11 protein-coding genes are annotated in these 13,797 nt (G+C 74.7%); 6 read left to right on the forward strand and 5 right to left on the reverse strand.

Annotation, left to right across the window (positions count from 1 at the left end; genetic code table 11):
• Nucleotides 1–25 precede the first annotated feature (25 nt).
• The 3 genes from tldD to rng all read right to left on the reverse strand — a co-directional run bounded on the left by tldD (nucleotide 26) and on the right by rng (nucleotide 6,890).
• Entirely contained in the window at nucleotides 26–1,468 is a 1,443-nt protein-coding gene (gene tldD, locus C7456_RS04825; RefSeq protein ID WP_109722633.1) for a metalloprotease TldD, read from the reverse strand.
• 73 nt (nucleotides 1,469–1,541) lie between these two features.
• Nucleotides 1,542–5,390 carry a YhdP family protein gene (locus C7456_RS04830; RefSeq protein ID WP_109722634.1) on the reverse strand — a complete coding sequence of 1,283 codons (3,849 nt, stop codon included), beginning with the start codon at nucleotides 5,388–5,390 and terminating at the stop codon, nucleotides 1,542–1,544.
• Between the two features lie 24 nt (nucleotides 5,391–5,414).
• The gene (gene rng, locus C7456_RS04835; protein WP_109722787.1) at nucleotides 5,415–6,890 is read right to left on the reverse strand and encodes a ribonuclease G; all 1,476 of its coding nucleotides are present in this window, start codon (nucleotides 6,888–6,890) and stop codon (nucleotides 5,415–5,417) included.
• Between the two features lie 117 nt (nucleotides 6,891–7,007).
• Here rng and C7456_RS04840 point away from each other — a divergent pair, with 117 nt between their 5' ends.
• From C7456_RS04840 to C7456_RS04865, 6 genes are all read left to right on the forward strand, one after another.
• Nucleotides 7,008–7,673: a response regulator transcription factor gene (locus C7456_RS04840; protein ID WP_109722635.1), complete on the forward strand. Its 666-nt coding sequence runs from the start codon at nucleotides 7,008–7,010 to the stop codon at nucleotides 7,671–7,673.
• Complete coding sequence (locus tag C7456_RS04845) at nucleotides 7,670–9,091, forward strand: ATP-binding protein (RefSeq protein ID WP_109722636.1); 1,422 nt, start codon at nucleotides 7,670–7,672, stop codon at nucleotides 9,089–9,091. Before C7456_RS04840 ends, C7456_RS04845 begins: the two co-directional genes overlap by 4 nt.
• Nucleotides 9,092–9,224: 133 nt before the next feature.
• A complete protein-coding gene (locus tag C7456_RS04850; protein WP_109722637.1) occupies nucleotides 9,225–10,862 on the forward strand; it encodes a phosphoethanolamine transferase in 1,638 nt (545 codons plus the stop codon).
• 466 nt (nucleotides 10,863–11,328) lie between these two features.
• On the forward strand, nucleotides 11,329–11,454 hold the full coding sequence (locus tag C7456_RS17475; RefSeq protein WP_425454622.1) for a metal-sensing transcriptional repressor: 126 nt from the start codon (nucleotides 11,329–11,331) through the stop codon (nucleotides 11,452–11,454).
• A gap of 184 nt (nucleotides 11,455–11,638) precedes the next feature.
• Nucleotides 11,639–12,331: a Dph6-related ATP pyrophosphatase gene (locus tag C7456_RS04860; protein ID WP_109722638.1), complete on the forward strand. Its 693-nt coding sequence runs from the start codon at nucleotides 11,639–11,641 to the stop codon at nucleotides 12,329–12,331.
• Nucleotides 12,315–12,851, forward strand: coding sequence for a mismatch-specific DNA-glycosylase (locus C7456_RS04865; protein WP_109722639.1), 537 nt, complete (start codon nucleotides 12,315–12,317; stop codon nucleotides 12,849–12,851). The genes C7456_RS04860 and C7456_RS04865 overlap by 17 nt, the downstream gene beginning before the upstream one ends.
• Here the strand turns inward: C7456_RS04865 and C7456_RS04870 are convergent.
• Nucleotides 12,845–13,567: a response regulator gene (locus tag C7456_RS04870; protein ID WP_109722640.1), complete on the reverse strand. Its 723-nt coding sequence runs from the start codon at nucleotides 13,565–13,567 to the stop codon at nucleotides 12,845–12,847. The two genes, C7456_RS04865 and C7456_RS04870, sit on opposite strands and share 7 nt — an antisense overlap.
• A complete protein-coding gene (locus C7456_RS04875; protein ID WP_109722641.1) occupies nucleotides 13,564–13,785 on the reverse strand; it encodes a hypothetical protein in 222 nt (73 codons plus the stop codon). The genes C7456_RS04870 and C7456_RS04875 overlap by 4 nt, the downstream gene beginning before the upstream one ends.
• Nucleotides 13,786–13,797 lie beyond the last annotated feature (12 nt).

A 13,797-nucleotide genomic window follows, 5' to 3' on the forward strand; every position in this document is an offset into this window, starting at 1 on the left:
CCGCCGCGCCGGATTTCGACAGCGCCTACGCCGCCGTGCCGCCCACCGTCATGCCGTCGATGCGCAGCGTCGGCTGGCCCACGCCCACCGGCACGCTCTGCCCGTCCTTGCCGCACACGCCCACGCCGTCGTCCAGCTGCATGTCGTTGCCGATCATCGAGATGCGCTGCATCACCTCGGGGCCGGAGCCGACCAGGGTGGCGCCCTTCACCGGCGCGGTGATGCGGCCGTCCTCGATCAGGTACGCCTCGCTGGCGGAGAACACGAACTTGCCGCTGGTGATGTCCACCTGGCCGCCGCCGAAGTTGGGCGCGTACAGGCCGCGCCTGACCGAGCGGATGATCTCCTCCGGGTCGTGGCTGCCGCCCAGCATGTAGGTGTTGGTCATGCGCGGCATCGGCAGCTGGGTGAAGGACTCGCGGCGGCCGTTGCCGGTGGGCGCCATGCCCATCAGGCGCGCGTTGAGCTTGTCCTGCATGTAGCCCTTGAGGATGCCGTCCTCGATCAGCACGGTGCACTCGGTGGGCGTGCCCTCGTCGTCCACGCTGAGCGAGCCGCGGCGGCCCTCCAGCGTGCCGTCGTCGACCACGGTGACGCCGGGCGCGGCCACGCGCTGGCCGATGCGGCCGGCGAAGGCGGAGCTGCCCTTGCGGTTGAAGTCGCCCTCCAGGCCGTGGCCCACCGCCTCGTGCAGCAGCACGCCGGGCCAGCCGGGGCCGAGCACCACCGGCATCTGCCCGGCCGGCGCGTCCACCGCGTCCAGGTTCACCAGCGCCTGGCGCACCGCCTCGGCGGCGAAGGCCAGCGCGCGGCCGTTCTCGATCAGCTCGCGGTAGCCGTAGCGGCCGCCGCCGCCGGCGTGGCCCTGCTCGCGGCGGCCGTTGGCCTCGGCGATCACCTGCACGTTGAGCCGCACCAGCGGGCGCACGTCGGCGGCCAGGGTGCCGTCGGAGCCGGCCACCAGCACGGTGTCCAGCGTGGCGGCCAGGCTCACGATCACCTGCTTCACGCGCGGGTCGCGCGCGCGCGCGTAGGCGTCCACCTCGCGCAGCAGCGCGATCTTGTCCGGGTTGGGCAGGCTCTCCACCGGGTCGATCGCCGGGTACAGCGCGCGCGCGCCGGCGAGCGCCAGCGGCCGGCCGGCGCCGTGGCCGTCGCGGGCGATCGCGCGCGCGGCGCGCGAGGCGTCCAGCAGCTGCGGCAGCACGATCTCGTCGGAATAGGCGAAGCCGGTCTTCTCGCCGCTGATCGCGCGCACGCCCACGCCCTGCTCGATGGCGTGGCTGCCGTCCTTGACGATGCCCTCCTCCAGCAGCCAGGACTCGCTGCGCGAGTGCTGGAAGTAGAGGTCGGCCGCGTCGATGTCCGGGCCCATCAGCTGGGCGAACACGCGGTCGAGGTCGCCGGTGGCGAGGCCGCCGGGGGCGAGCAGCCTGCGTTCGGCCTGGGCGAGCGGGGAATCCGTCATGGGGAGACTCGTGGGGGAAAGCGTGATTGTCACATGGGGCCGCCGGCGCGGGCTTTAAAGCGCGCGGCGCGGCTCAATGCCCGGCCGGCGGCGCGGCCGACGCGGGCAGCGCCGGCTCGGCCAGCGGCGGCCGCACCGGCACGTTGCGCTTCTCGACCAGGGTCATCACCGGCTTGTCCCAGGTGCCGGTGACGCGGTAGCGCGCCGCGGCGGCCTTGTTGAGGCCGCGGCCGAGGATGCCCTGCACGGCCAGGCCCGCCGCCGCGCCGACCGGGCCGGCCACCACCGCGCCGACCACCGGCAGGCTGCTGCCCACGTGCGGCACCACCAGCACCTGCTGGTCGTAGTCCTTCGCGCGCAGGCCGGTGCGGCCCTTGATGCTGATCTCGGCGGCGGGGCCCTCGATCTTCAGGTTGTCGGTGACCGCGTTGCCGCCGCCCAGGCGGAAGTCGCCGGTGATCGAGTCGAAGGCCAGGCCCTTGCCGAACACGTCGCCGAAATCCAGGGTGAGCCGGCGCGGCAGCTCACCCACCGAGACCAGCCCGAACAGGCGGCCCACGCCCGGCCCCACCTCGGGGATGCGGCCGTTGCTGACGTCCACCTTCAGCGTGCCGTCCATGTTGGCCAGCGCCAGCGAGGACGGCGCGCCGGGCCAGCGGGCGTCCAGCCGCGCCTGCGTCTTGCCGCCCTCGAACAGGCCCTCGAAGCCCAGCGCGCCGAGCAGGCTGCCCAGGTCGTCGGCGGCGAAGTCGATGCGCAGGCGGGTATGGCTGTCGGCGGCGTTGCCGTCCCAGTCGCCGCCGGCGGTGATCTGCACCTTCTTCGACAGCGCGCGCAGCTGGTCGATGTGCAGGCCGGTGGCGGTCGGCCAGGTCTCCAGCCGCGCCTGGCCGAGCCGCGCCTCGCCCAGCCGCAGGTCGTCGATCAGCAGGTGGAACGGCGGCAGCGCGGCCGGGTCGATCCCGGTGGCGGCCGGGTTGGCGGCCGGCGCGGCGGCGGCCGCGCCCGGCGGCGCCGGCGTGTTGTCCTTGGGCCAGTGCAGGCGCTGCAGCTGCGCGGTGATGCCGCGGCGGCGCAGGTCCTGCGTGGGCACGTCGAAGTGGCCGGCCAGCGCCTCGCTGCTGGCGTCGATGCCGAGCACGCCGCCCTTCGGCGCGGCGAGGATGTGCATGGCGGGGATGGCGCGGCCGAACAGCAGCGCCTGGTCGGCGTTCACGTCGATGCTTTCCAGCCCCGGCCCGTCGCCGCCGGCCGCGCCGGCCACCGCCTGCTGCACCCAGCCGCTGACGTCGAGCTTCGCCGCCTTGCCGCGGATGCGCAGCCCCGCGTCCGGCAGCGCGTCGGGCATGGCGGTGCCGAAGGCGACCGTGCCGGCGAGCGGGCGGTCGCCGTCGCCGGGCAGGCGCAGGCGCGCGCGCAGCACGTCGGCGACGGCGAGCTGCAGGTCGGCGCTGCCCGCCGGCAGCGGCAGCGCGAGGTGCAGCGGCAGCGACGCGGCCGCCGGCTTCTGCAGCGGCACGGGCAGGTCGAGCCGCATGCCGGCCAGGGTCGAGTCCAGGCTCAGCGTCGGCGTCCAGGCGGCGTTCGCGCCGGCGCGCGTCACCTCCAGGCCGATGGCGAAGTCGCTGCGACCCGCGCCGGCGTCCTTCAGCCACGCCAGCGCGGGGACGTCCTGCACCAGCTCGGCCATCCCGTAGCTGCCCGCCAGGCGCGCGGCGAGCACGGTGTCGGGCCGGCCGGTGGCGGCGGCGATGTCCACGTCCAGCGTGGACGGCTGGCCGCGGAAGCCGCCCTGCAGCGGGCCCGCGCGCACGCCGTGCGCGTCGAAGGCGAGCGGGCCGCTCAGCCTGTCCAGCGCGAGCTTCCACTCCGGCGCGGCCAGGTCCATGTCCTTGAGCTGCGCCTGGCCGCTCAGCACCATCTGGCTGGCGTCCTTCACCGGCAGCGAGAGGTGGAAGGCGAAGCGGCCGCTGCCGCCGAGCTTCAGCTTGGACAGCACGTCGGCCTGCGCGCTGGCGATCGGGCTCCGGCGCAGGAACTCCAGCATGCTCGCGCCGGTGCCGCTGCCCTGCACGTTGAGGTCCAGCGTGGTGTCGGCGAAGTCGGGGATCAGCGCCACCGCGCGCTCGGCCTTGTTGCCCAGCGACTGCCCGGCGCTGGCCTCCACCAGCATGCCGTTGTCGACGAAGCTGGCCACCGCGTGCACGCCCTCGGCGCGCGGCCAGCCCCGGCCGTAGTCGAGCACCGCGCCGTCGATCACGCCGCGCGCCTCGAAGCGGCCCTCGTTGTGGCGGAACGGCCAGTCGGCCAGGCTGCCGCGCACCAGCGCCGCGCCCTCGGTGACCTGGCCGTCGACCAGCGCCTGGTCCAGCCAGGCCATCGCCGAGGGCGGCATGTCGTTGACCGGCCAGAACAGCTTGGCCGCCGGCACCGCCGCGTGGTCCAGCCGCGCGTACAGGTCGAGGAAGGGCCGGCCGCCGCCGTCCGGCAGCGCCGCCTCGCCGCGCGCCTGGCCGCCGAAGCCCTCGCCCTCGAAGTCCAGCGCGTCGGTGCCGACGTGCCAGGCGCCGTCGGCATGCCAGAGGGCGAGCTCGCCGGCCAGCCTGGCCATCACGAACGGCTTGCGGAACACGTGCGGGAAGGCCAGCGTGCTGGCCTGCGCCGGCAGCTCCAGCGCGAGCGCCTCGGCGTCGCCGCGCAGCGTGCCCGCGAGCGCGCTCACCCCGGGCAGCTTGCCGACCGCGTCGATGCCGGCGTCGCGGAAATCCGCCTGCACCTGCTCCACGCCGGCGGCGCGGCTCCAGCGCAGGCTGGCCTGGTCCAGCACGCCGTGCGGCCGCCCGCCGCCCAGCCACTGCGCCAGGCCGGGCGACAGGTCCGGCTTCAGCGCCAGCCAGGGCAGCAGCGGCGCCAGCTGCAGCCGGCGCGCGGCGAAGCCTGCGCGCAGGGCGCCGTCGCCGGACGCATGCAGGGCCAGCACGAACGCGCCGCCGTCGTCGCCGGCCCAGCGCAGCTCGTGGCCGTCGTCCAGCCGCGCCAGCGCGGCCGTGCCGTGCAGCCGCGGCACCACCGCGGTGCCGGCGGGGCCGGCCACCGCCAGGTCGTCGAGGTCGGCGCGCAGGGTGGCGCGCACCACCTTGCCGTGGCGCCAGTCCAGCCAGGCCGCCAGGCTGCCGTGGCCGCTGCTGGCGGTGTAGCCGTCCACGGCGATGTCGCCCAGCAGCGCGTGCAGGTCCACCTGCTCGCCGGCGAGCCACACCCGGCCCTGGCTGCCGTCCTCGCGGAAGCTGCCGGCGCCGCGCCAGCCGCCGGCGGCGCCCTCGCGGCGCAGCGCCACGCCGAAGCGGATGCGCTCGCCCTGGCGGTCCAGCAGCAGCGTGCGCGCCAGCAGGCGGTAGTGGCGGCCGTTGGTCTGGTCGGCGATGTCCAGGCGCAGGTCGTCCAGCCACAGGCCGAGCGAGAGCGGCCCCAGCGACAGCGGCTGGCTCGCGCCGCCGCCGGCCACGCCGATGCCGTTGACGTGCCACTGCCCGCCGGCGTCGCGGCCGATGTCCAGCTCCAGCCCGCGCGCGCGCAGGTTGAGCACGTGGCGCGAGGGCAGCAGCCAGCCGCCGAAGTCCAGCTCCAGCTGCGCCTCGGGCAGGTGCAGCGGCTGGCCGCCCTGCGCCGCGCCCACGGTGATGTCGTGCATCACGAACAGCGGCCCGGAAGGCCGCCAGTGCCCTTCCAGCGAGGCGAAGGCGACCGGCCGCTGCAGCCGCGCGCCGAGCTGCGCGGCGACCCACTGCGGGTGCCGCGCCAGCAGCGGCAGCAGCAGCTGCGCCAGCGCCATCAGCGCGGCGAGCGCGACCAGCGCCACGCCCGCGGTCCAGCCGAGGGCGCGGGTCAGCCGGTGCAGGCGTCGCTGCCAGGTCGAGGTCACGGGGTACGGCCGGGGATGCCGGGGCTACAGCAGAACCACATCAAACTGTTCCTGCGAATAATGCTCTTCGGCCTGGAAGCGTATGCTCTTGGAGATGAACTCTTCCAGTTCGGCCACCGCGGCGGACTCCTCCTCCAGGATGCGCCCGACCACCTTGGGGCTGGCCATCACCAGCAGCGCCTGCGCGTTGAACTGGCGCACCGCGCGGGTGATCTCGCGGAAGATCTCGTAGGTGACCGTCTCGGCGGTCTTCACCGTGCCGCGCCCGCCGCAGGCCGGGCACGGCTCGCACAGCTGGCGCTCCAGGCTCTCGGTGGTGCGCTTGCGGGTCATCTCCACCAGGCCCAGCGGCGACATCGGGTACACCGTGGTCTTGGCATGGTCGCGCGCCAGGCCCTTCTCCAGCGTGCGCAGCACCTGGCGGCGGTGCTCCTCGTCGACCATGTCGATGAAGTCGATGATGACGATGCCGCCGAGGTTGCGCAGCCTGAGCTGCCGCGCCGCCGCCTGCGCCGCCTCCAGGTTGGTGCGGTAGACGGTCTCCTCCAGGTTGCGCGAGCCGACGTAGCCGCCGGTGTTCACGTCGATGGTGGTCATCGCCTCGGTCTGGTCGACGATCAGGTAGCCGCCGGACTTCAGCGGCACCTCCTTCCTCAGCGCGCGCTGGATCTCGTCCTCGGCGCCGTACAGGTCGAAGATCGGCCGCTCGCCGGCGTAGTGCTCGACGCGGTCGTCCAGGTTCGGCATGAACTTGTGCACGAACCTGACCACCTTGTCGTAGGTCTCGCGCGAGTCCACGCGCACCTTCTCGATGTCGTCGTTGAGCATGTCGCGCAGGCTGCGCAGCGGCAGCGACAGCTCCTCGTACACGCGCTCGCCCACCTTGGCCCGGGCGATGTTCTCCTGCACCACGCGCCAGACCTTGCCCAGGTACGTCACGTCGAAGGCCAGCGCCTCGGCGCTCTGCCCCTCGGCGTTGGTGCGCACGATGTAGCCGAGCGGGCTGTCGCCGACCAGCGCGGCCATCACCTCCTTCAGCCGCGCGCGCTCGGCCTCGTCCTCGATCCGCGCGGAGATGCCCAGCGTCCGCGAGTGCGGCAGCAGCACCAGGTAGCGCGAGGGGATCGACAGGTGGGTGGACAGCCGCGCGCCCTTGCTGCCGATCGGGTCCTTCACCACCTGCACCACGATCTCCTGGCCCTCGTGGACCAGCTCGCTGATCGACGGCGTGTGGCCGTTGCCGCCGGGCAGCTCGGCGCCCTCCGGCAGCGGCGGGCGCACGATGTCGGAGGCGTGCAGGAAGGCCGCGCGCTCCAGCCCGATGTCCACGAACACCGCCTGCATGCCCGGCATCACCCGCTGCACCCGGCCCTTGTACACGTTGCCCACGTAGCCGCGGCGGGAAGCGCGCTCCACGTGCACTTCCTGCAGCATGCCGTTCTCGACCACGCCGACGCGGGTCTCGCGCGGGGTCACGTTGATCAGGATTTCTTCGCTCACCGGCATCCCCGAGGCTGATGCGGCCTTTATAGCGGTTGCGCGCGCGGACTGTCGATGCGCGGCGCACGGTCCCGCCGCCGCGCGGCGGCGGCCGCGCATCGCGTACAGTAGGCCGCCATGAAACTGCTGCTGACCGAGGACTCGCAACGCCTGCGCACCACCCTGAAGCACGGCCTGCAGGGGGCCGGCTTCACCGTCGACGCCGCCGCCGACGGCATGGAGGCGCGCGGCCTGCTGCAGGCCTACGACTACGACCTGGTGGTGCTCGACCTGATGCTGCCGCGGCTGGACGGCATCGGCGTGCTGCGCGGCCTGCCGCCGCGCGGGCGGCGGCCGCGCGTGCTGGTGCTGTCCGCGCGCGACCAGGTGGGCGACCGCATCGAGGCGCTCAACGCCGGCGCCGACGACTACCTGATCAAGCCGTTCTCCTTCGACGAGCTGCTGGCCCGCCTGCACGCGCTGGCGCGGCGCCCGCAGGAGGCGCAGCCGGACGTGCTGGAGCTGGGCGCGCTGCGGCTGGACCCGCGCGCGCGGCAGGCCAGCGTGGGCGGCACGCCGCTGCCGCTGACCCCGCGCGAGTTCGCCCTGCTGGCGCTGCTGCTGCGCCACCGCGGCCGCGCCTTCAGCCGCGCCGGCATCCTCGAGCGCCTGGCCGGCAGCGACGCCGACGTGTCCGACCGCAGCGTGGAGGTGCTGGTGCACGGCCTGCGCCGCAAGCTCGACGCCGCCGGCCTGCCCGGCCTGGTCGAGACGCGCCGCGGCGCCGGCTACCTGATCCCATGAAGGCCGCCTCGCTGTCGCGGCGCATCACCTGGCTGCTGCTGGCGACCAGCCTGCTGGTGTTCGCCGGCGGCTCGCTGGTGATGGACCACCAGGTGGACCACGAGCTGGAGCGGCGCTTCCGGCAGAGCCAGCTGACCCAGGCCCAGGCGCTGACCGCGGCGATGGAGCTGGAGCCCTGGCACCTGGAGCCGGACAACGCCAGCTGGCTGTCGGTGGGGCTGCTGGGCGACGCCACCCTGCACTACGCGATCGAGTGCGGCGGCCGCCTGCTCGCCCGCAGCGAGGTGCCGCCGCCCGCGGTGCCGCCGTCCTGGCCCGCCGCCGCCGGCCGCAAGCCGTCCAGCGGCGAGTTGAAGCTCGCCGACGGCCACCGCATGGGCTGGACGATGCTGGCCTTCCGCATGCCGCTCGGCCAGGGCTGGGGCAGGACCGAGGCGGAGCGCGAGCAGCGCTGGCTGCGGGAAGGCCGCCCCTCCGCCTCGCGCGACTGCCGCCTGCTGCTGATGCAGGACCGCGGCCGCCTGGACGAGATCCTGCTGAGCGTCGACTGGATCCTGGCGCTGGGCCCGCTGCTGGCGCTCGGCATCGCGCTGTTCGCGGTGCCGCCGATCGTGCGGCGCGGCCTGCGCCCGCTCGGCGCGCTGGGCGAGCGCATGGCCGGCATCGGGCCGAACGCGCCGGGGCAGCGGCTGGCGCCGGTCGGCGTGCGCGAGCTCGACCCGCTGGTCGCGCGCTTCAACGAGGTGCTGGCGCGGATGGACGACGGCCTCGCCCGCGAGCGCCAGTTCGCCAGCGGGCTGGCCCACGAGACGCGCACCCGCCTGGCCGAGCTGCGCACGCTGTGCGAGGTGGAGGCGCGCTATCCCAGCGCGCGGCCGCGCGAGGAGCTGCTGCGCGAGATCGGCCACATCGGCGCCGAGCTGGAGAGCACGGTCAACGCGCTGCTGCTGCTGACCCGGCTGCAGTCCGGGCTGGAGCGCCCGCAGTGCGCCGAGGTCGACCTCGGCGCACTGCTCGCGCGCCTGGTCCGGCGCCAGCGCGCGGCCGCGGAGGGCCGCGGCGTGGCCCTGCGGCTGCAGGCCGGGGCCGGCGCCGTCTGGCACAGCGACGCGGCGCTGCTGGAGCTGATCCTCGGCAACCTGCTCGGCAACGCCTGCGGCTACGCGCCCGCCGGCGACACCGTGGCGGTGTGGCTGGACGCCGACGGCGTCCTCGTGGAGAACGCCGCGCCGGAGCTGGAGGAAGGCGACCTCGCCCTGTTCGGCCAGCGCTTCTGGCGCAAGCAGCCGCCGGACTCCGGGCACGCTGGGCTCGGCCTCGCGCTGGCCGCGGCGGCGGCGCAGGCGCTCGGCCTGCGCCTGGACCACCGGCTGCGCGCGGGCCGCCTGCAGGCGCGCCTGGGACCGCCCGCCGCCTGAGCCGCGCCCGGGCGGACCGGAGCGGAATGAAAGTCGTTCCCGCCCCTAAGGGTTTGCTAAGCGAAACCCGCAAGACTGCGCGCGCGCCGCGCCTGGACAGGCCCGGCCCCGCCGTCCGCTCCAGACCCGCCGCGTGTCCGCCATCCTCCTCCGCCGGCCCTTCGCCGCCTTCCGCCTCCGGCTGTCCTCCCCCGTCGCGGCCCTGCTGCTGTCGGCGTACTTCCTGCTCGCGCTGAACCACTCGCTGTGGCGCGCGCTCTGGCCGCTGTTCCACGGCGGCGGCGCGGGCGGCGCCGGCTTCTTCGTCTCGCTGTGCCTGTTCCTGGTCTGCTACCTCAACCTGCTGTTCACCCTGCTGCTGTGGCCGCGCGTGGGCAAGCCGCTGGTGTGCGCGCTGCTGCTGGTCTCGGCGGCGGCGGCCTACTTCATGGACAGCTACGGCGTGGCGCTGGACCGGGACATGATCGAGAACGTGTTCCAGACCAACCCCAGCGAGGCGCGCGCGCTGGTCACGCCGGCGCTGCTCTGGCACCTCGCGCTGTACGGCGCGCTGCCGGCGCTGCTGTTCGCGCGCCTGCGCATCGCCTGGGCGCCGCGGCGCCAGTGGCTGCGCGCGCTGGCCGGCGCGCTGGCCACGCTGGCGCTGGCGGCGGGCCTGTTCGGGCTGTCCAGCAAGCAGTACATCTACTTCGCGCGCAACCACCGCGACGTCTACGACCTGTTCAACCCCTACAACTACCTCTCCGCCGGCGTGCGCTACGCGCGCCACGCGCTGGCCGGGCAAGGCCAGCCGCTGCAGCCGCTGGGCAGCGACGCGCGCCTGGCCGCGCCGCCCGACCCGGCGCACCCGCGGCTGGTGGTGCTGGTGGTGGGCGAGACGGCGCGCGCGCAGGACCAGGGCCTGCAGGGCTACGCGCGCGACACCACGCCGGAGCTGGCCGCCGCCGGCGTGGACTACTTCACCGACGCGCATTCCTGCGGCACCGCCACCGCGGTCTCGGTGCCGTGCATGTTCTCCCACCTCGGCCGCGCGCACTACAACGAGGACGTCGCCAGGCGCACCGAGAACCTGCTCGACATCCTGCAGCGCGCCGGCGTGGCGGTGCAGTGGCGCGACAACGACAACGGCTGCAAGGGCGTGTGCAAGCGCGTGCCCACCGAGGACCTCAGCGACGCCGCCATCCCCGGCCTGTGCGCCGGCGGCGACTGCCTGGACGACGTGCTGGTGCGCGACCTGCCGGCGAAGCTCGCCGCGCTGCGCGCGCCCGCGCTACTGGTGCTGCACCTGAAGGGCAGCCACGGCCCGGCCTACTACCGCCGCTACACCCCGGCGTTCCGCCGCTTCGCGCCCACCTGCGACACCGCCGAGGTGCAGACCTGCGACCACGCCGCCATCGTCAACACCTACGACGACACCCTCCTCTACACCGACCACATCCTCGGCCGGGTGATCGCCGACCTGCGCGCGCTGCCCGCCGAGACCGCGCTGGTCTATCTTTCCGACCACGGCGAGTCGCTGGGCGAGAACGGCATCTACCTGCACGGCATGGACTACCGCGTGGCGCCGCCGGAGCAGACGCACATCCCGCTGCTGGTGTGGTTCTCGCCGGCCTGGAAGGCCGCGCAGCCGGCGCAGGCCGCCTGCGTGGCCTCGCGCACGCACCGGCCGGCCGGCCAGGACAATTTGTTCCACACCGTGCTGGGCCTGTTCGGCGTGCGGACCTCGGTGTATCGGCCGGAGCTCGACCTCGCGCACGGCTGCGCGGGCTGAGCGCGACCTCGCAGCCTGCTCGAAATCTTCCGCGGAAGAGCGCCAGGCCGGCGCCGATGAGCCTCGGGCGGGGCGTGGGCGGCGCTCGCCGTCCTGCCGTCGCCTTCCGTATTTCTCCAGCCAAGCCGGACCACGTGCCACCATCGGGCGCCGGGCATGGCGTCGAGGCTGTTGGCGGTCTCGCGCCAGGTCGATCGCGGCCGGAGGCCGCTTCCACAGGGAGCCTCGCAAGCCTTGCGGGAGCGGCCTCCGGCCGCGATGCCCGGATCATCGCGCCATGCCGCGCCCTGGTGGACGGACGTCCACGCCCCACGCTCTTCCCGGCCCATGCGCGGACGGCTCCCGGCGCGGGGCATGCGCCGATCTCGAGCAGGCTCTCAAGCCCCGGCGCGGCGCGGGCCGCCGTCCTCGGCCGAGGGGCTGGAAGCGGATGCCGATTGCAGCACCGTGCTAGCAGGCGGCCTCGATCCGCGGCGCGGTCCAGGGGCTGATGAGTCGGCTCCTGGAAGGCCATCTCAGGGAACACGTGGCGGCCAGCCACCCGCAGGCCCTGCGCGAGCTGGAGCCCGTGATGGCGGTACTGCGCAGCTAGCTCCGCTGAAGCGGCCCGCCCCGCCATGTGCGACGCCCGCCCCTCCGGCCCGGAACGAACGGCGCTGCCCGATTCGCCGCATCTCTCCGCGCGCCCATCCCAGGGGTCCAACTGGGCAGGCCGGTTGTGCCGGTGCGTGCAAAGAAAGAGGGACCGCAACGGCCCGCCACGCTAAAGTGTCGGCATGAACGCCACCCCGATCCTGCTCGCCTGGAGCGGCGGCAAGGACTGCCTGATGGCCCTCGCCCGCCTGCGCGCCGACCCGCGCTGGCGCGTGGTCGCGCTGCTCACCACGGTCGACCGCGGCGAGCAGCGCGTCGCCATGCACCACGTGCGGCGCGCCATCCTCGCCGCGCAGGCCGAGGCGCTCGGCCTGCCGCTGCTGGAGGTGCCGATGGACTGGCCCGGCGGCAACCAGGCCTACGAGGAGGCGCACCGCCGCGCGCTGGCCGAGGCGCGCATGCGCTGGCCGGGCGTGCGCCACTGCGCCTTCGGCGACCTGTTCCTCGAGGACGTGCGCGACTACCGCGTGCGCCAGCTCGGCCTGGCGGAATGGCGCGCGGTGTTCCCGCTGTGGGGCGAGGACACCGCCGCGCTGGCGCGGCGCTTCGTCGCCGAGGGACACCGCGCGGTGCTGTGCTGCGTGGACACGCAGCAGCTCGACGCCGGCTACTGCGGCCGCGAGTACGACGGCGCGCTGCTCGACGCGCTGCCCGCCGGCGTCGATCCCTGCGGCGAGCGCGGCGAGTTCCACACGCTGAGCTACGGCGGCCCGCTGTTCGCGCACGCGCTGCGGCTGCGCCGCGGCGGCACGGTGCTGCGCGACGGCCGCTTCCAGTGCACCGACTTCCTGCCCGCCGATGCCGCGCCGCGCTGACGCCCACGTGCTGCCCGACGTGCTGCGGCCCGGCCTGGCGCTGGTGTTCTGCGGCACCGCCGCCGGCAGGCGTTCCGCCGCCGAGGGCGCCTACTACGCGCATCCGGGCAACCTGTTCTGGCGCGCGCTGTTCGAGGCCGGGCTCACCCCGCGCCTGTTCGCGCCGCACGAATTCCCGCGCCTGCCCGAGCACGGCATCGGCCTCACCGACCTGGCCAAGCGCCACAGCGGCAACGACGACGAGCTGCCGCGCGACGCCTTCGACGCGCCCGCGCTGGCCGCCAAGATCGAGGCCTACGCGCCGCGCCTGCTCGCCTTCACCAGCAAGAACGCCGCGCGCGCCGCGCTGGGCCGCGCCGTCGCACACTACGGCCCGCAGGACGAAACCATCGGGCCGGCGCGCGTGTTCGTGCTGCCCTCGCCGTCGGGGCAGGCGCGCGGGCACTGGGATCTGGAACCGTGGCGGGCGCTGGCGGCGCAGTTCGCCGTCGAGAGCGCGATGCGGCCGCGGGATCAGTGATCGCGGTCCGGCGCGGCCTCCGCCAGAAACCGATACCCCACCCCCGGCTCGGTCTTCAGCCAGCGCGGCGCGGCCGGGTCGTCGCCCAGCTTCTGGCGCAGCTTGCCCACCACGATGCGCAGGTAGTGGGTGTCCTGCGCGTGGCTGGCGCCCCAGATCTCGCGCAGCAGCTGCTGCTGGCCCACCACGCGGCCGGCGTGGCGCAGCAGCAGGGCGAGCACGGCGTATTCCTTGCGGGTGAGCGCCACCGGCGCGCCGTCCAGGGTGACCTCGCGGCGCGCCAGGTCGATCGCCAGGCGGCCGTCGTCGTAGCGCGCCGGCGCCTCCGCCGCGCCGGCCGTCGCGCGCACGCGCAGCAGCGCGCGCAGCCGCGCCATCAGCTCCTGGATGCCGAACGGCTTGGTCACGTAGTCGTTGGCGCCGCCGTCCAGCGCGCGCACCTTCTCGCCCTCGGCGTCGCGCACCGACAGCATCAGCACCGGCACCTGGCTCCACTGGCGCAGCTCGGCCAGCACCTCGTGGCCCTCGCGGTCGGGCAGGCCGATGTCCAGGATCACCAGGTCGGGCGAGCGCGTGGCGGCCAGCGCCAGGCCCTCGGCGGCGTCGGCCGCGAGCAGCACCTCGTAGCCTTCCGCGCGCAGGCCGATGTCGAGGAAGCGGCGGATCTGCGCCTCGTCGTCGATCACCAGCACGCGCGGGGCGACGCCCGGCTTCACGCCTGCACGCTCCGCGCGCGCCAGCGCGCCAGCGCGACCAGCGCCCACACGCCCTCGACCCGACCGAACGGCCAGGCGCCCTGCAGGAAGCCATAGGCCGAGCCCAGCGCACAGGCGAACGCGAAGCCCAGCGTCCACCCGCGGCAGCGGTTTTCCATCGCATGGCAGACCAGCATGGCCGAGACGGCGAGCAGGCCGAAAAGGGTGAGCGCGTTCATGGACGAAAGATA

The organism is Fulvimonas soli (assembly GCF_003148905.1).
Taxonomy (GTDB): domain Bacteria; phylum Pseudomonadota; class Gammaproteobacteria; order Xanthomonadales; family Rhodanobacteraceae; genus Fulvimonas; species Fulvimonas soli.